Consider the following 17,385-nt stretch of genomic DNA (forward strand, 5'->3'; position numbering starts at 1 on the left):
GCTGGCGTGATAGTCAAAGATGGACGCTGTACCACAGTAATCCAGCATCTACATGATATCTGTCAGGTAATGTATGCTGGATATAGAGGGTGAGTTCAGCACTGGTCACTCGCTTGTTTTGTCCGTGATCCCTGAATCAGTCGCTCACTGTGGGGGCAAAACTCGCGATCGGTCTAATTCCGGACAAACCGACTGATTTCTCGCAGCACTAACTCGGCACCAACTCCTGCCAGCAATACAATCATCAATCCGGTCCATTTCAACAGATAATCCGGATGTGGCGTGAAGTTTCCCCATCCGATCCCGGTGAATTCACTCAACGGAAGGGCGTTCCAACGAACCCAGATACCATAGAGGCCCCACGTGAACCAACTTACTGTAGCCACCGCTGGCGTCACCAATCGATAGCGACGCCACAGAATAACAGGGAGCGCACCGGCTACAACCAGCGCGATTCCAGAAACGACGTAGATGAACCCCATTAGAAGCACACTCGGGAACGAATTATCGAGCCAGAACAACTGTCGTGTGGCCACCTGTAGCCCGAAGCCAAGGGCAAAGTGAAGCAGGCCTGCCCCGACTGCGATCCACCCGGTCTTGTCCGTGACTATCTCTGGAGTTCGCTCTCGGAAACGAATCGTGCCCTCAACACCAATCACCAGCGACAATGTACCGAACGGAAGCGTGGAATACCCCAGATTGATCGGTGGTCCAAAATAGAGCCATGGGACGCTCAACACTGCGCCGAATGCAGCGATCGGTGCAATCCGAAAGCCCAGATTCCACGTGAGCAGAGCGAGAGCCCCGGTAACACCAAGCACAAGAAATCCCAGAAACAGGGTCGGTGTGAGTTGCGGGAGCGTAACGAGTTGGGTATAGCCCTGCACACTTCTGAGCATGAATTGGTACAAGAGATAGGCAAGCGGGGTGCCAACAGCAGCAATAAGAAGTCTCCGTATCTCGCCCTTGGAGAGGGGAGTCTTGTCCGTGTGTGCTATCCCCATAATCTGTATTGCAGATTGATTGTCGTATATTTACTGGGTCATAACGTGCTGTGCTATACCCTTTCTCTTCATTCTGGCTGGAATCCGTCGTGCTGACTAAGCGCGCTGTATGCAGCACGATACTGCGTTGATGTGTTGCGTTTGATATAATCAGCAGCACGATACTGGCACACACTGAACAACGGTCGCGGAAGGCATCCGTGCGCCGGAGGCGCACGGTTCACTGCCGGCGAACGAAGTGAGCCGGCAGCCTTTTTTAGCGTAGATTTTTTCGAGGAGTGGTTCCCGCAGGGTGCTCGAAGAGCGCCCGAGGAAACCCGACGAGAAAAAAGGTACTATTCGTAGCGAAGCGCGTCGATCGGGTCGACCCTGGCGGCGCTCCAGGCCGGGTAGAGGCCGGCGACGATTCCCACGAGGACGCCGATGCCGATCGCGAGCGCGAACCACTGGTAGGCGAGCGTCAGCGGCAGGTCAGCGTACTGCGTGACGATGTACCCGCCGAGGACGCCCAGCGGCGTGCCGACGAGCGCGCCCAGTAAACCCAGCAGCGTGGCTTCGACCAGGAACAACTGGAGGACGTCCCGGTTGGTCGCCCCGACGGCTTTCATGATGCCGATCTCTCTGGTGCGCTCGCGGACGGAGACCAACATGATGTTCGCGATGCCGATGGCCCCGACAAGCAGGGAGATGACGGCGATGCCGGTGACGAACTGGGTGAGCCGGTCGACGACGTTTCCGATGCGCTCGACGATGTCTTCGTTCGTCCGGGCACTGATCTCGTAGCCCTGCGGCACGAGCTGGGCGGCGTCCGAGGACGCGAGCGAGCGCTGGACGCGGTCTTTCACGGTCGCGATCTCACCGGGGTTCTCGGCGACGACCGTCACCTGGGGGTACACGCGCTGTGACTCGCCGGTCGAGGGACTCTCGACGACCTGATCGTAGTACTCCGTCGGGAGGTAGAAGGACGGTCCCGAGCCGAAGCCGCCGAACCCGGACACGGACGTGTCGTTCGCCAGAATCCCGACGACAGCGATGTCGAACTGCGACCCGTTCCGGTGAGTCACCGTCACCTCGTCGCCGACCGACAGGTTCCCGGGGAACTGCCGAGCGGCCTCGCGGTTGACGACGAGTCCGGGACGGCGCTCGGTGAACGGTCCGCCCGCCGCGAACTCCGCGCCGTCGAACTGCGCCGGCGAGGTGGCAGTCATGTCGCTCGTCGCGACGGACTCGTTATCGCGGCCGACGGCCGACACGGGGATCGAGCCAACCGGAACCACCGCACGGACGCCCTCGGCGGCCCTGAGCTGGGCGAGATCGTGCTCCGTGAACACCGCCTGCGCACCGAAGCCGAAGCCGCCGCCCTCGCCGCTCGGCGCGGGGAGCAGGAAGATGCTGTTGGCACCCGATTCGCTGAACTCGCCCACGATCTCGGCCTTGAGACTGACGCCGAGCGTGACGAACGTGATGACGGCAGCGATCCCGATGACGATGCCGAGCGTCGTCAGCACGCTTCGGAGTTTGTGGCCGCGAATCGTCCGCACGCTCATCCGGAGGCTCTCGCCGACGTCCATCAGGCACCCTCCGTTCGGTCCCCTGGTTCACCGTTGGATGGCTCCCGTCCGTCGAGTTCCTCGATCCGCTCGATGCCGCCGTCTCTGAGGTGGACGATCCGCTCGGCGTGTTCGGCGACGTCCCGCTCGTGGGTCACCAACAGGATCGTGTGGCCCGCGTCACGCAGGTCGTCGAACATGCCCATGATCGTCGCTCCCGTCTCGGTGTCGATGTTGCCCGTCGGCTCGTCGGCCAACAGGATCGCCGGATCGGTCGCGAGTGCGCGAGCGATGGCGACCCGCTGGCGCTGGCCACCGCTGAGTTCCGACGGCAGGTGGTCGGTCCGGTCGGCCAACCCGACGCTGGTGAGCAGTTCACGGGCCCGCGAGAGACGGGAGTCCCGGTCGACGTCCTGGAACACCAGCGGGAGGGCGACGTTCTCCAGGGCGGTCAGCCGCGGCATGAGGTTGAACGTCTGGAAGACGAAGCCGACCTCCTGCCCCCGGACGCGTGCCCGAGCGCGGTCGCTGAGCGTCGTCACCTCGCGGTCGTTGATCCGGATCGTCCCGGTATCGGGCGTGTCCAGACAGCCGATGCAGTTGAGCAGGGTACTCTTCCCCGACCCGCTCGGACCCATCACGGCCGCGTACGAGCCGTGAGCCAGCGTGAGCGAGACGTCGGCGAGCGCGTGCACCGGCTCGCCGCGCTGGTAGGTCCGACTGACGTCGGTCAGCTGAACAGCGGTCCCCGACGTGGATTCGCTCCCCGCCATCCCGTCCATACGCCTTCATTGCCGTCGACCCCAATCAACGTACCGCGGCCGGCGGTCACTCGTAGGTGAACGTGTTCACGCGCCTGACCGCGTAGCGATAGCAGATCCCCCCGATCAGCGTGGCGCTCACCGCCCAGAACGCGAGCCCGCCGAGTTGCGCGAGCAGTTCGGTCGTCCCCGTCAACGGTGGTCGGTCGTACACGTCGGGGACGAACACAGCTGCGAACCCGAGCGCAGCGAAGACGACGGTCAGAAACGAGTGCCCGAGCAGTGCGACGGTCGTCGGCGTCGGGGCCTCGACGCCGCCGAACGCCCGGACGTTCTCGAACCGCGGCGCAGCGGCACCGAGTGCCAGCGCCAGGGTGCAGCTGAGCCAGGTCAGCGCGACGGCGATCGCTGCGACGAACAGCACGTCGATGCCCTGGAGTCGACTGAACGCGCCGAAACCAACGATCAGCAGGAGCGTGACCGGGAGCCAGGCCAGCGTTCCAGCAAGGATGCGCGCCCGAACGATCGCGCGTCCCGGCGACGGCGTCGTGACGATGGCCGGGAGCATCGACCCTTCGATGCCGAGCGGGTTCAGTCCGAACGAGCCGCCGGCCAGGAACGCGCCGATGACGGCGACGAACATCGGCAGCACGGGCGACCGCGGGTGTTCGACTGTCAACTGCAACACCGGAAAACCCATGAACAGGAAATACAGCATGTGGACGAACTGCGAGGGGGCTCGAAGCCCCCGCAGCCACTGCCACCAGACCAGTCGCGTGGTTCGCCGAGCGTCGAGCACTGCCGGCGCGCCCGACCGATCGAACCTCGTCGACTCGTCCCCCTCGTCGGACTGATTCGTTGCCGGTGCGTCTCCGAACCAGACGACAGGTGCGAGTCGCCAGGTCGCCCCCAGCAAGACCGGCGTTGCCCCCAGGATGAGCACTGCGGCGACGAGGGATTCGACGCCGACCGACACGGAAAACGGCGCAGTGACGAGCAACAGGTCGGCGTACGGGCCGACCGGCACCGCGCTCAGGGGAGCCAGCAGAGAGAGCAGTCGGGACGGGTCCTCGGGCACGTAGAAGTTGATACCGAAGACGATGCCGACCATGACGATCAGCCCCAGGCCACGCTTGGACACGTCGCCCCTGCCGAGTCGTCGAAAGCCGAGTCTGGCGACGTACGCCACCGCGAATCCGCCTGTGAGCGCGGCCGCCAGGATCGGCACCATGCCGACCGCCACGACGGGAACGAGACCCAGCGCCTCCGCCCCGACGGCGAAGGCAGTGACGAACAGGAGCAGCGGCGTCAGGACGACGGCCAGGACGCGCACGTACTCGGCGAGGAACAGGCCCGTGACGACGGCCCGCGGCCGCACCGTCGTCAACAGCAAGTCCGCGTGATCGACGTCTCCGGCGCGTTCGAGCATCCGCAGCCCGAACAGGAGCGTCATCGACCCGAGCCAGGCCGTCACCTGGGCGCGGGCGTAGGTGACGACCGGGAGGGCCGTTCCGTCGGCGAACCGCACACCGGCCGCGTAGCTCCCGGTGAGCATAACGTAGCCTGCCGGTGTGAACGCCAGCAGCATGAGCGTGAGTCCGAGCAGTTGCCGACGACTGGCCAGAATCGATCGGACCGACCGACGGACCTCGACCTCGGCGATTCGGACGGCGTGCCGAACGTCGGTCCCGAGCCCTCCGGCCATCCGTCAGCCCTCCGATTCGGCCGACTTTCCGTGCCAGGCGTGGTCTTCGGTGACCGACAGGAAGACGTCTTCGAGCGTTCGTTCCGTGGGGTCGGAAGCCGAATCGCTTCCGGTCAGGCCGGCTTCCGCACTGGCCTCGGCGCGGCGTTTGAGGTCCGCTGGCGCGCCCTCCGCGACGAGACGCCCGTTCGCGAGCATCCCCACCGTGTCCGCCAGTTCCTCGACGACCGGGAGGATGTGCGTCGAGAGAAAGACCGTCCGACCCTCGTCGGCGAGGTCGGCGACGAGGTCACGAACCGTCCGAGCAGCCCGCGGGTCCAGCCCGCTCGTCGGCTCGTCGAGAAAGATCACGTCCGGGTCCTGCAGGACGGTCCCCGCCAGCGCCGCCTTCTGCCGCATCCCCTTCGAGTACGTCCTGATGGGGTCGTTCGCGGCGTCGGCCAGGCCGAAGCGTTCCAGCAGCGGGTCGATGCGGTCTCGCTGGGCGGCGTCGAGGTCTCGAAGGTCCGCGAGGTAGGTGAGCTGTTCGCGAGCGGTCAGTTCGTCGTAGACGGGCGGCGTTTCGGGGAGGTAGCCGACGTGTTCGACGACCGCGTCGCGATCGGTCACGTGCTCGCCCATCACCCAGGCGTCGCCGCCGCTGGGCGTGGTGAGCGTGGTCAGAATCCGCATCGTGGTCGTCTTGCCCGCGCCGTTGGGGCCGAGGAAGCCGTAGACCTCGCCCCGCGGAATCGAGACGTCGAGCCCCGCCAGAGCGGTCGTGTCTCCGTAGGACTTCGTCAGCGAGTCGGTCTCGATGGCAGCGGGCATTTGCTCCCGACAACCGCGGCCAGCAGTATCAATCAATTGTTCCCGGGCGTTATTCGAGTCGCTCGGCGGCGTCGCGCTCGACCAGCGGTTCGGCGTTCGTCGCCGGCAGCGTCACGACGTCCTCCGACGACAGGTCGTACTCGCGCTCGTCGACGCCGAATATCTCGCCGACGTCTCGCGTGATGCGGACAGTCGTCCGATCGATCGTGGGTGCCCCGCCGTCCGACCGACGCTCGGCGTCCGGTTCGTCGGCACTCGAATCCGTCTGTGCCGGTGTGCCGGCCGCTGTCCCGCTCTCGTCCGCGTCATTGGCGCGGACCTCCGGCTCGGTGGGCTGTCCCGGCGGCTCGTCTGGCGGGACCTGCGACGGCGCCTCGGCCGTCGACTCCGACTGGCCAGCGTCGGTCACAGCCTCAGCCTCAGCCTCGGCCTCGGGCGTCGGGCGGTCACCCCCCGCGTCCGATCCCGGAGCGTCGGCTGCCGTCGGCGACCGCTGGTCACTGCCCCGTGGTTCTGACGGGGAGTCTGAGGCCGGTGTCGACGGGTCGGCCTCAGTCGCTGCCGGCGAAGCGTCGGTCCCGCTCATCAGATCTGCGGCGTCGACCCCGTCGGACGGCGCAGACTCGCCAGCGTCCGGCGTCGGGTCGGTCCCGATCGCGTCCATCGGGTCGACGTCCGTCTGGGACTCGGCGTCCTCACCGTCGAGGATCGCGAACACCTGGTTGCGGTTCTGTTCGATCGCGGCGACGAGCTGATCGAACAGCTCTCGCTCTTCGGCGGTGAGTCCCTCGTCTTCCGTGGGCATGTCCGCGGCGGCGAAGGAGGCCATCTTGACGAGTTTGCCGACGCGGCGCTCGTAGATCGCCTCGACCGTCTGCTCGGCCGTTTTGATGTCGTCGGTGAGGCGGTTGACCTCGGGCGCGTCGAACGGATCGTCTGCGCGCGCGGCGGCCTGTTCCCGCTCGTCGCGCAGTTGCTGGACGAACTCGCCCGCGTCCGCGTAGAAGGTGTCGCGCAGCTGCTGGAGGCTGTCGCTCTGGCGCTCGCGGTCTCGAATCGATTGCAGCTCGTCCAGGTTCATGCGGTTCTCCGTGTCACTCTTGTCCCTTCTCGGCGCGGCCCCGTGCCATCAGGAACACGCCCACGTGCTCTGGGACGGTATGCTCTCCCTCCGGAAGTGTAAAACTATCGCCCCCGAGCTCGACGTCCCCGCCCTCCGTCACTTCCACCGTGATGTCGTGGTTCTGGAACGTCTCAGGGACGGCGTCGGTCAGGGGATCGAACGCTGACAGCGCGTCGCGGTCGATGCGGCGAACCGCCAGGCCGCTCCCGCCGTGGATGGTGCCGGGCATCCGGATCAGACGATTGGTGTCCGTCGACACCGGTTCGTCGATGGGGGCGCTGTCCTCGGCGATGACGTCGGACAGGTACCGCTCGGCGAAACTCTTGACGACCGGATGCGCAGAGAGGTTTCCGCGTTCGATCTCGACGAACCGATTGCGCGCGATGTTCCAGGCGGCGCGCGCTTTCTTCTCGCCGACGCCGTCGTACTGCTGGAGTTGCTCGACTGCGTCAGATTCCTCGAGGTCGCGGATCTCCTCGAACTCGGCGAGCAGCCGCTCGTGTATCCGCGCTCCCCAGCCGCCGTCGGTCGGGAGATACTCGTTGTGTGCGGGACTCTTCCGGCCGACCTCGCCGCCGACCGCTTCTTCGTCGACGAGCGCGTCGAACTCCAGGCCGATCCCGCGGACGTAGTCGACGATCTCGCGTCGCGCGTCGCGTTCGAGGTGCTGGATCCCGGCGTCGCGGACGTGGACGTGATACCCGCGACCGCCCGAGAAGACGATTGTCATGTCGTCGAAGCCGAAATCCCGTTCGAGGAAGTCGAGCAGCCGACCCAGCGCGTCCTTGCATTTGGCCAACATCTCGCCGTAGGAGTCCTCGCCCAGCGTGACCGAGGGCAGGTGGTCGGCGTCGAGGTCGAAGACCAGATCCGAGGAGCGCCAGCCCTTCTCGCTCATGGAACTCGCGCCGGGCGCGTCGTAGCGGCCGGCCGAGAAGTAGACGTGGCGCGGGCGCTCGCGTTCGAGGAACGACGACAGGTCGCCCAGGTCGAGCAGTGACTTGTGTCGGACCATCGTCGTCCCCGGACTCTGCGTCCAGGGGATGTACCCCCATTCGCGCTCGTTGGCGTCCGGCGGCGGGGTCAGCTCCGTTCGGCGATAGTAGTCACCGAACCGCCCGCGAAGATACGCCCGTGTTCGCTCCTCCATGCTACCACTGGGATGGCAACCCCCAGACAATAGCACTTGCGTTCCTGTTCGGTGAGTCGATACGTAAGTTTCGCGAGATGCGAGCGAGGAAACCGGGCGCCGCCGTTCAGCAGTCGAATTCGACGCCGTCTCGCGCGTCCCACGCGCAGAACACGCGGGTGAACCGGACGAGGGCGGCGAACACGCCTTCGACCGTATCGCGGTCGCCGACCGCCTCGTCGAGGTCGTCCAGCCACCCGAGCTGAGTCAGCGCGTTCCGCTGGAGATCGCGGAGCGCCGCGACCTCCTCGTCGTGGTCGTCGCCGTCTGCCCGCAGGTGGGCTTCCTGAGTCACGAGTGCGTACATGAACTCGAGTTCGGCGGCGAGGTGATCGGGAATCCCCTCGCCGCGCTCCGGGTGGAAGTCGACCCGCGCGTACAGCTCGGCGATCTCCGCGGCGGGGTCGCCGAGGAGTTCTCCGGCAGCGCCCTCCTCGTGGTACGGGGAGTCCGACTCGAACTGCTCGCTCGGGTCGGAACGGTGTGCGGACGCGAACGGCGGGACGAAGTTCGGCCCGGGCACCTCGAACAGGTTGTCGTAGCCGTACGCGAGCGCCTCGGTGTCGACCGTCGCTGCCGTCAGCGCGTCGGTGTCTATCTCCGTCGGCAAGGTGTCCGCCAGGCGGGCGAACACGTCGTCCTCCATGGCCTTCGCTAAAACCGCCACGTCCCCGTCGAACGCCGCCGACAGCAGGTCGTAGACGTGGGCGCGGGCCTGGAGCAGTGCGACCGGCTCGACGGTGGATGCGTTTGCCATCATGGATCACGTCCGTTTCTGGATGTCGACGTAAGCGTCGTACTGGGCGTTGCTGCCACCGATGGGGTCGCTCAAGCCGGTGTCACCAAGTTCGCTGTCGAGCGGCTGGACGTGGTTGATGGCGAAGCCGGCGTCGCGGCTGCCGGCGAGGCCCGCTTCGTCCTCCATCGGCGTGTCGAACTCGTAAGGCGTGTGCCCGTCGGCTTCGACGGCCGACTTGGTCTCGCCGTCGACGGAGTAGTCGGTCGCGCCGTCGCCGGAGCGGCCCCAGCCCCACATCGCGCCGACGACGCCGGGCCGGATACCGTCGGTCACCATCGCGGTCGCTTCGACGGTTTTGCGGCCGGCGTCGATGGTGATGTCGTCGCCGTTCTCGATGCCGCGCTCGTCGGCGTCCGCGGAGTTGATCCAGACCGGGTTCTCCGGCCGCGTCTCGCGCAGCCACGGGGAGTTCGTCGTCCGGTGCATTCCCTGGGTTCGGGGCTTCCAGTTGATGAGTTTGAGCGGCCGGTCGGGCGACCCGTCGCTGACGATCGGAACCTGCACGTCGCCGTTGTAGTGGACCACGTCCTCGACCTTCGGCAGCGGGTCGAACCGCTCGCCCGTGTAGGAGTGTTTGCCGTTCGGGACGACCTCGCTGTAGAAGTCGGTGCGACCGCCGAACTTGTACTGCATGTGGTCGCCGTCGTAGGCGTTCGAGCGGTCGCCGTAGCGGTCGGCGTAGTCGTAGTCGTAGCCGTGCTCTTCGAAGGCCGACTCGTAGTCGTCGACCGGCTCCTCGAAGCGTCCGCCGCGATTGAGCACCGTCACGACGCGGCGCCACTCGTCGTTCCGGACGGCCTGCTTCCAGCGGCCGAGGTCGAAGTGGTTGCCCAGCCCCTTCTCGTGGGCCTGCTTGAACACCGCCAGCTCTTCGTCGTCGGCCGGCTGGACCGGATCACGGGCGTAGGCGATGTTCGCCACGAGCTTGAGGTAGAAGTCCTCGGCCTGGTGGAGCGGCCAGGAGTTGCCCTGGTTGTCGACGATGGCGTTCTCGCCGACGCCGGGCAGGTCCATCTCCTTCCACATGTCGATGAGGACGTCCTCGAACGGTCTGGCGTTCGGGACCACTTTCACCGCGGGCTGGCTGATCTTCTCGTCGGCCAGCCGCTTGTTCGGGTAGGTCCCGAAGTTCTCCCATCGTTCGAGGTAGGTGGGTTCGGGCAGGACGTAGTCGGCGTGCTCGCTCGTCTCCCCGAGGACGGTGTCGGAAGCGACGATCAGCGGAATGGTGTCCGTGTCGTCGAGGATGGGCGGGATCTGGTCGCCGCCGGCGACGGCCATCACGTGGTTGTTCGAGTACGGACGGATGAACAGCGCGTTCACGCCGTAGGGATACTCGTCGGCGGCGCTACCGTACAGTTCCTGAGTTGCCTGGGGCGGTGCGACGGGGAACCACGGCCGCTTGGCGGGATAGCCGTCGTCGCGCTCGAACAGCGACGTGTCCTCGTAGTTGACGCCGCCGCGGAGCAGCGGGATGCCCCACGGACTGTAGCCGTCGGGGACGTTCCCGAGGTTGTACCGGCCGCTCATCGAATCGTAGCCCGCGTAGGGCGTGATCTGGCCGCCCTTCCAGTCGTAGTTCCCGATGAGGTGCTGGAGCGTCGCGATCGCGCGCTGGTTGTGGAACCCGTTCGCGTGTTTCGCGGGGCCGCGGTAGGCCATGATGGCCGCCCGCTTGCCGTGGCTGGTGAACTCGTCTGCGACGTCCGCGATGTCCTCGGGATCGAGGCCGGCCATGTCGGCGTACTCTTCGAGGGTGTGCTCGAAGACGCGCTCGCGGTAGAGCGACCACACCGAGCGGACCCGCGTACCGTCGACCGTCATGTCGACGTTGAGAGTACCGGCGCTCGCCTCGCTGGCCGGCGTCAGTTGCCCGGTCGTCGCGTCCACGACGACGAAGCCGTCGCCCGACAGCCCGAGGTCGCCGGCGCGGGCCTTGGGCTGTTTCTCCTCGTCGACGAGCACGAGGTGCGTGGCGTCGTTCCACGTCGGTTCGTCGTCGGTTTCGGCGGCGGACTGGCTCGGGTTAGTGAGGTACTCGCGGTCGTACCGTTCGTGCTCGATGATCCAGCGGGCCATCCCGAGCGCGAGCGCGGCGTCCGAGCCGGGATCGACCGGGACCCACTTCTCGGCCTTCTCGGCGGTCTTCGAGAGGCGCGGGTCGACGACGTCCATCCGCATGCCGTCCTGGATCGCGTTGGTGAGTTTCGGCGCGAGCCAGGTCGGCCCCTTGTTGGCGACCATCGGGTTGGTCCCCCAGACGAGGAGGTACTTGCAGTTCTCGACGTCGGGGTACTGGCGTTTCTTCGGGCCGCCCGCGTACGAGCGGACGTTCCCCATCACGCTGGAGAACCCGCAGGTGCCGGCGTGGTGGAAGCTGTTGACCGAACCCAGTCCCTGCTTCCAGAGGCGCGTCCTGATGAAGTTCCGCCGGAACCCGCCCACGTCGACGACCTGGTTCGCCTTCGGTCCCAGGTCTGGGTGATCCGTGTCGATGAGGACGTCGTCGTACTTGTCGTCGAAGGCGGCCTTCTCCATCTCCCCGTTCTGGACGGCCTCCCAGTCGCTCATCACCTGGTCCTGGGGCGCGTACCCCCACATGTTCTTGAGACCGGGGTGGCCGAGGTCGTCGGCGCCGTTGACGATCTCGTCGATGGCCTGCTCCCAGGAGACGGTCTTCCACTGGCCGCTCCCACGCGGGCCGGCCCGCTTGAGGGGCTTGCGGACGCGGTAGGAGTCGAAGGCGGTCTGAATGCCGGCCTGTCCTTTCAGGCACATCCGGCCGCCGGAGAGCGACCAGCGCGACGAGTCCACGTCGCCGGTCCCCTCCAGGTCGCCCGTCGCGACCTGTTCGGGATCGCTCCCGTATGGCACCTGCGCGAACGGCTGCGTGTTCAGGAACGAGTAGGGGTTCCCGGCGAGCTTGCGGACGAGCGAGCTGTACTGGGCGCTCTCGGTGCTCTCGTCGGCGATGCGCACCTTGATCGGACAGAACGTGTTGCACTGTCCGCAGGTGGTGTGGATCACGTCGCTGGCGTCGTACTCGCCGTAGTCGGTGCCGACGTAGTGCGGCTCGTCGCGCCAGAGCGCGTCCAGGCTGAGTTCGGACGCGGCACCGCCGGCGCTGGCGACGGCGGTGACGCCGCCGACGGCCTTGACGAACTCGCGGCGGGTCGCCGACGCCTCGTCGGACGCCTCGTCAGTCGCGCTGTCAACGTTGTCAGTACTCATTGGTGATCACCTGATTCGAGGGGAGTCAGCGGCAGCAGTTCTGCACCGAGCGTGTAGAGCAGCAGTCCGACGGCCATCATGCCGATGCTGGTGAGCCACTCCACGGCGCTCGGGAAGTACGATCCGTGCGGGAGCTGGTGCATCACGGGCAGGATCAGCGGCGGGACGACGATGTTGAACCGGACGCCGATGATCCCGAGAACGACGCTCAGTCCGGCCAGCACCATCAGCCAGGGCGTGCGCCGCCACTCGCTGCGGGACACGAGCACCAGCGGCACCACCCAGCCCAGGCCGACCATGATACCCCAGAACGACCACGCCATCGGGCCGAACAGCACCGTCAGCCAGGTCTCGACCTCCGTGGGGTGGAGGCTGTTCAGCGCGATGAGCGCGTCGATGGCCGTGAGCGCGAAGTCCGTCACGATGAACGCCGCCAGCAGCTTCGCCAGCCGCTCCAGCAGGTCCAGGTCGAGGTCCCGGTCGGTGAACAGCTTGGTCCGCAGGACGTACAGCGCCATGACGAGCGCCGTCCCGCTGACCACCGCGGAGATGATGAAGATCACCGGGAACAGCCCGCTGTTCCAGTAGGGACGGGCCTTCGAGACGGCGAACAACACGCCGGTCCCGCCGTGGACCATGAAGATGGCCAGCGGGATGCCGAGCATCCCGAACCGCTTGAGCCAGGTCTGGTCCCGGGCCGCGGACTCCTCGCTGGTGTCGAGCCGACCGAACGAGAGCAGCCGGGAGACCATCGCACGCAGGCCCGACCCGTTCTTGGCGACCCGCGCGAGGTCGATCCGCATCGAGAAGTACAGCTCCAGGCACAGGACCGTGATGTAGGCGACGTAGGCGTGGACCTCCCACATCAGCGGCGAGGTGAGCTGGCGCCAGGCGAACGGGTGCCACATCCGGTCCATCCGGCCGAGGTCGGTCCAGACGAACAGGAGCGCGACCACCATGCTGATGATCGCGGCGAACAGGGCGTCGCGGTCGACCTTGTGCATGCCGGTCATCTCGAAGACGTTCGCGAGCGTGCTCACGAGGAACGCGCCCGCCGAGAGGCCCACGAAGTAGATGTAGAAGGCCACCCACGCGCCCCACGGGGTGATGCTCGTGAGGTTGGTACTCTGCATGCCCTGTTTGATCCGCAGCCACATCGCGTACGCGCCGACCAGCAGCAGGACGGCGAGCAGGGCGTACCACGCGACCCGCAGGCGACTGTCGTTGAACCCGGGGTCGAACTCGAACCGTGATGATGATTCGGTTGCCATTGGGATCACTCCAGGTAGTACACGTTCGGATCGGTGCCTTCCTCCTCTTTGAGCTGCATCGCGCGCGAGGAGGACGCCATCTCTGCCACTTCGCTGTCCGGGTCGTTCAGGTCGCCCATGTTGCGGGCGTCGCCGACGCAGGTCTCGACGCAGGACGGCTCCTCGCCGCGATTGAGCCGGTGATGACAGAAGTTGCACTTCCGGACGTTGCCGACCGGCGACTTCTTGCGTTCGCGCTCGCCGCGGTCGACGCCGTACTCGGGACTCGTGACCTCGCCGGAGCCGTCGACCTCGTCGTCGTAGTTCTCGCCGAAGTCGAAGTACCGCGCGCCGTACGGGCACGAGATCATGCAGTATCGACAGCCGATACACCGGTCGTAGTCGATGTTCACGACGCCGTTTTCCATCTTGTACGTCGCGCTGACCGGACAGACCTGCACGCAGGGCGGGTTCTCACACTGCATGCAGGGACGGGGCAGGTTCGTCCGCTGGACGTTCGGGAACTCCCCGTGTTCTTCCTCCATGACGACGTTGTACGAGACGCCCGGCGGCGTCCGGTTTTCGGCCTTGCAGGCGACCGAACAGGAGTCACAGCCGACGCACTTCTGGAGGTCGATGACCATCCCCCAGCGGGGATCGTCGGCATCGCCGCTCTTCGAGGACGATGCCGACGCCTGCGTGTCGTCGAGCGCCTCGGCGACGGTACTCATCGAGCCGACCGAACAGGCGAGAGACTCTGCCGTCCCCTCGTCGATCGTCTGGTCCATCCCGTGGTCGACGGCCGGGTTCGGCGTGTCGCGGTAGTCGTCGCCGAACTCCTCGGCGGCGAGGCCGTCGTATCGTTTCCAGTACGCCTCGCTGGAGAGCTCGCCGCGCGAGACTGCCTTGGCGTCCTCGGCCATCGCGACGCCGAGCTCCGTCGAGAAGTCAGTCTCGTCGAGTTCCGCACGCGGGTCCGCGCGCTCGTCGTCGACCATGGAATCGAGTTGCGCACGGCCGGGGGTGTCCGGAACGCCCGGCATCGCATCCTGGCTACTCATCGCGACCACCTCGGGGTTCGTGACACGTGGCGTGCCGGTGACGGTCTCGACATCATACACCTAAACGTACAGACCCCTCACCGGAGAGGGTACTACCCATACTCTTTGGGCCGCGAATCCGCCGGGATTATCCCCCAGGGCCCGATGCCAATATAGTTTGGCCGCCGGAAATCGGACCGCTCGCACGGGACTCCCAATCTCTTGGAATCCGTGTTCAGGTTTTTAAAGGAGATCGACCAAGACAAGAACATGTTCCTCTCGTTTACACTCCACGACGCGGCGACACTCCAGGGAGGTGTCCCGCCGTGAACGGCGTGCTGGCCCTGTCCGTCTTGATACGGCTCGTCGGGGTCGGATACTCGGTCCTGTTGCTATCACGGAGTCGAGACCGGCGATTCCTGTTCCTGACGGCCATGCTCGCGCTGATGGCCACGCGGCAGTTGTGGACGGGCCTGACGGTGACGAGCACCGGGCTCTCGGAAGTGCCGGGACTCGTCGTCAGCGTCCTCGCGCTGTTGACAGTGTACTATCTCAGCCAGTTCATCGACGAGGAAGCGCGAATCAAATCGTCGCTCCGAGACGTTAACGAGCAGTTACGGAGCTTTCGGAAGGCCGTCGAGCACGCCGGCCACGCGATTTTCCTGACCGACCCGGACGGCACGATCACCTACGCCAATCCCGCGATCGAGCAGGTGACCGGTTACGAGCCCGACGAAGTGATCGGGGCGAATCCACGGCTCTGGAAGTCGGGCGAACACGACGAGGCGTTCTACGAGCGGATGTGGGGCGAGATCACCTCGGGCAACGTCTGGGACGGCGAGATCATCAACGAGCGGAAAAGCGGCGATCGGTGCTGGGTCGACATGACCATCGCGCCGATCACGGACGACCAGGGCGAGGTCGAGCGGTTCGTCGCCGTCGACACCGACGTGACCGAGCGAAAGGAACGGCAGTTGCGCATCGAAGAGCAGAACGAACAGCTCACGCTGTTGAACAACACGAACGAGATCCTCAGGGACGTCAACCAGCGGCTCGTCGAAGCCACGACGCGCGAGGAGATCGAAGCGGCGGTCTGTGAGTGTTTCGCGCGGCCGCCGTTCTCGTTCGCGTGGCTCAGTTCGGTCAACCTGGTCAACGGGAGCCTGGGCGTCCGGACGCAGGCGGGCGTCAGCTCCGCGGAGATCGAGTCGGTCGTCGAAGCGTTCAACGACGCCGACGGGATGACGCCGGTCGACCGCGCGAGTCACGACTCGACGGCGATCCTCGCGGCGGTCGACGAGACGGCCGACGGGTGGCACGAACGCTGTCGGCAGTGCGGGACGAACGCCGTCGCCGCGATCCCGCTCACCCACCGGGGCGTCACCTACGGCACGCTCGTCGTGCACGCCGCGGACCGCGACGCCTTCGCAGCCATCGAGGGCGAGGTCCTGGCCGAACTCGGCGAGACGATCGGTTACGCGCTCAACGCCGTCCAGAGCAAACGCGCGCTCGTCACCGACGACGTGACGGAACTGGAGTTCCGCGTCACCGAAACCGACGATCCGCTCGTTCGTCTGGCAGCCGCCCTGGACTGCGAACTCGAACTCAAGCGAATCACGACCGACGCCGGCGAGCAGGTGGAGTACTTCAGCGTCACCGGTGCCAGCGCGGCCGACGTGACGGCGTACGTCGAGACCGCCGAGCACGTGACAACTGCCCAGGTGATTCGCGACCACGACGACGGCTGTATCGTCCGCTTCGTCGTCGACGAGACGGCCGTCGTCTCGGCGGTCGCAGAGTACGGCACGGCTGTGCGCTCGTTTTCGGTCACCCCGGGCGAGGGACGACTCTGCGTCGACCTCCCGAGCGACGGCGAACCGCGGACGCTCCTCGACGCACTCCGGGACGGCCGTCCCGGCATCGAACTGGTCGCCAGACGTGAGCGCGAACAGCCACAGACCGCGAGCGACGACGAGGCGGGTCCGCTCCCCGATGGCCTCACCGACCGCCAGCAGGAGGCGTTGCGGACGGCACACGACGCGGGCTTTTTCGCCTGGCCCCGGGAGAGCAGCGGCGACGACGTCGCCGAGATGATGGACATCTCTCAGTCGACGTTCCTCCAGCACCTCCGGACCGCAGAGCGAAAAGTCTTCGACGGGTTGTTCGAGACGAACGACGCGACGACCGTGGGCGAACCAACGGTCTGAGTATCCGAGCCTCCGATCGGTCCGCTGACGGAGGCGCCGCTCTGCGGGTGTCGGTGACGGCGAGGAAGGGAATCACCGATGCTCGGTGTTCCGGGGTATCAGCCCAGGAACAGCCGGAGCTTCGGGAACCGCTCGACGAGGTCGGTCGCTTCGAGGTACGCGTCCACACCGAGGATCCGGCCGGCACCGAACGCGCCGAGGCCGAACAGCAACATCGCGTACACGATGTGGTCGTCGATGACGATGCCGTGTGCGAGCGGCAGGGCCGCCGCCCAGTAGAACACCATCATCACGGCGCCCCAGATGGCGGCCCACCGGACGAGTCCGCCGAGCAGCAGGCACAGCCCGACCAGCGTCAGGCCCCACGCGTTGAGCGGGTCGATCAGCCAGAGCCACTCGTTTGCCATGGTGGTCCACACGCTGACGAAGGGGTTCCCCTCTGGAATCCCGTGCAGCAGCATTCCAGCGGCGGACCACTCCGGATCGAGCACTTTCGTGATGCCTGCGTAGAAGAACGTCCAGCCCATGACGAGCCGGAGTCCCAGCAGCGCGTACCCGATCCAGTGCTCGGAGTACTCGAAGTTCGTTTCACGGCCTAACAGGTCGGCCTCTAATTTACGTGTGGACATGTTCGGTCACCTCTACACGTGTGACTTCGAGTGAAGACTATATAAATAAGCACGCACATTTCCACAATCCTGGAACCAAATCGAACT

Annotated in this window: 13 protein-coding genes; 1 reads left to right on the forward strand and 12 read right to left on the reverse strand. The window is 66.0% G+C overall.

Annotation, left to right across the window (positions count from 1 at the left end; translation table 11 throughout):
- Nucleotides 1-173: 173 nt before the first annotated feature.
- From ACFR9U_RS17985 to ACFR9U_RS18035, 11 genes are all read right to left on the reverse strand, one after another.
- A complete protein-coding gene (locus ACFR9U_RS17985) occupies nt 174-1,004 on the reverse strand; it encodes a hypothetical protein (protein ID WP_247378523.1) in 831 nt (276 codons plus the stop codon).
- Between the two features lie 335 nt (nt 1,005-1,339).
- A complete protein-coding gene (locus ACFR9U_RS17990) occupies nt 1,340-2,575 on the reverse strand; it encodes an ABC transporter permease (RefSeq protein WP_247378524.1) in 1,236 nt (411 codons plus the stop codon).
- Nucleotides 2,575-3,336: an ABC transporter ATP-binding protein gene (locus ACFR9U_RS17995; RefSeq protein ID WP_345893371.1), complete on the reverse strand. Its 762-nt coding sequence runs from the start codon at nt 3,334-3,336 to the stop codon at nt 2,575-2,577. Before ACFR9U_RS17995 ends, ACFR9U_RS17990 begins: the two co-directional genes overlap by 1 nt.
- Before the next feature lie 46 nt (nt 3,337-3,382).
- Nucleotides 3,383-5,020, reverse strand: a complete 1,638-nt coding sequence (locus ACFR9U_RS18000; protein ID WP_247378525.1) for a hypothetical protein — start codon at nt 5,018-5,020, stop codon at nt 3,383-3,385.
- Nucleotides 5,021-5,023: 3 nt separating this feature from the next.
- The gene (locus ACFR9U_RS18005; RefSeq protein WP_247378526.1) at nt 5,024-5,830 is read right to left on the reverse strand and encodes an ABC transporter ATP-binding protein; all 807 of its coding nucleotides are present in this window, start codon (nt 5,828-5,830) and stop codon (nt 5,024-5,026) included.
- A gap of 49 nt (nt 5,831-5,879) precedes the next feature.
- Entirely contained in the window at nt 5,880-6,911 is a 1,032-nt protein-coding gene (locus ACFR9U_RS18010) for a DNA replication complex subunit Gins51 (RefSeq protein ID WP_247378527.1), read from the reverse strand.
- A gap of 13 nt (nt 6,912-6,924) precedes the next feature.
- Complete coding sequence (gene priS, locus ACFR9U_RS18015) at nt 6,925-8,103, reverse strand: DNA primase small subunit PriS (RefSeq protein WP_247378528.1); 1,179 nt, start codon at nt 8,101-8,103, stop codon at nt 6,925-6,927.
- 106 nt (nt 8,104-8,209) lie between these two features.
- Entirely contained in the window at nt 8,210-8,899 is a 690-nt protein-coding gene (locus ACFR9U_RS18020) for a TorD/DmsD family molecular chaperone (RefSeq protein ID WP_247378529.1), read from the reverse strand.
- Between the two features lie 6 nt (nt 8,900-8,905).
- Nucleotides 8,906-12,172, reverse strand: a complete 3,267-nt coding sequence (locus ACFR9U_RS18025) for a molybdopterin-dependent oxidoreductase (RefSeq protein ID WP_247378530.1) — start codon at nt 12,170-12,172, stop codon at nt 8,906-8,908.
- Nucleotides 12,169-13,443 carry an NrfD/PsrC family molybdoenzyme membrane anchor subunit gene (gene nrfD / locus ACFR9U_RS18030; RefSeq protein ID WP_247378531.1) on the reverse strand — a complete coding sequence of 425 codons (1,275 nt, stop codon included), beginning with the start codon at nt 13,441-13,443 and terminating at the stop codon, nt 12,169-12,171. The genes ACFR9U_RS18025 and nrfD overlap by 4 nt, the downstream gene beginning before the upstream one ends.
- A 5-nt stretch (nt 13,444-13,448) precedes the next feature.
- The gene (locus ACFR9U_RS18035) at nt 13,449-14,483 is read right to left on the reverse strand and encodes a 4Fe-4S dicluster domain-containing protein (RefSeq protein WP_247378532.1); all 1,035 of its coding nucleotides are present in this window, start codon (nt 14,481-14,483) and stop codon (nt 13,449-13,451) included.
- A gap of 305 nt (nt 14,484-14,788) precedes the next feature.
- Here ACFR9U_RS18035 and ACFR9U_RS18040 point away from each other — a divergent pair, with 305 nt between their 5' ends.
- A complete protein-coding gene (locus ACFR9U_RS18040; RefSeq protein WP_247378533.1) occupies nt 14,789-16,669 on the forward strand; it encodes a bacterio-opsin activator domain-containing protein in 1,881 nt (626 codons plus the stop codon).
- Between the two features lie 98 nt (nt 16,670-16,767).
- Here ACFR9U_RS18040 and ACFR9U_RS18045 read toward each other — a convergent pair whose 3' ends face one another.
- On the reverse strand, nt 16,768-17,298 hold the full coding sequence (locus ACFR9U_RS18045) for a DoxX family membrane protein (protein WP_247378534.1): 531 nt from the start codon (nt 17,296-17,298) through the stop codon (nt 16,768-16,770).
- Nucleotides 17,299-17,385: the final 87 nt, after the last annotated feature.

Source organism: Halorientalis brevis (genome assembly GCF_042678165.1).
Taxonomy (GTDB): domain Archaea; phylum Halobacteriota; class Halobacteria; order Halobacteriales; family Haloarculaceae; genus Halorientalis; species Halorientalis brevis.

Excerpts from the sequence above, each read along its gene's own strand:
- priS (WP_247378528.1), bottom strand. The coding sequence starts at position 8,103 with ATGGAGGAGCGAACACGGGCGTATCTTCGCGGGCGGTTCGGTGACTAC.
- ACFR9U_RS18005 (WP_247378526.1), bottom strand. The coding sequence starts at position 5,830 with ATGCCCGCTGCCATCGAGACCGACTCGCTGACGAAGTCCTACGGAGAC.
- ACFR9U_RS18035 (WP_247378532.1), bottom strand. The coding sequence starts at position 14,483 with ATGAGTAGCCAGGATGCGATGCCGGGCGTTCCGGACACCCCCGGCCGT.
- ACFR9U_RS17995 (WP_345893371.1), bottom strand. The coding sequence starts at position 3,336 with ATGGACGGGATGGCGGGGAGCGAATCCACGTCGGGGACCGCTGTTCAG.
- nrfD (WP_247378531.1), bottom strand. The coding sequence starts at position 13,443 with ATGGCAACCGAATCATCATCACGGTTCGAGTTCGACCCCGGGTTCAAC.
- ACFR9U_RS18020 (WP_247378529.1), bottom strand. The coding sequence starts at position 8,899 with ATGGCAAACGCATCCACCGTCGAGCCGGTCGCACTGCTCCAGGCCCGC.
- ACFR9U_RS18025 (WP_247378530.1), bottom strand. The coding sequence starts at position 12,172 with ATGAGTACTGACAACGTTGACAGCGCGACTGACGAGGCGTCCGACGAG.
- ACFR9U_RS18010 (WP_247378527.1), bottom strand. The coding sequence starts at position 6,911 with ATGAACCTGGACGAGCTGCAATCGATTCGAGACCGCGAGCGCCAGAGC.
- ACFR9U_RS17985 (WP_247378523.1), bottom strand. The coding sequence starts at position 1,004 with ATGGGGATAGCACACACGGACAAGACTCCCCTCTCCAAGGGCGAGATA.
- ACFR9U_RS18045 (WP_247378534.1), bottom strand. The coding sequence starts at position 17,298 with ATGTCCACACGTAAATTAGAGGCCGACCTGTTAGGCCGTGAAACGAAC.
- ACFR9U_RS18000 (WP_247378525.1), bottom strand. The coding sequence starts at position 5,020 with ATGGCCGGAGGGCTCGGGACCGACGTTCGGCACGCCGTCCGAATCGCC.
- ACFR9U_RS17990 (WP_247378524.1), bottom strand. The coding sequence starts at position 2,575 with ATGGACGTCGGCGAGAGCCTCCGGATGAGCGTGCGGACGATTCGCGGC.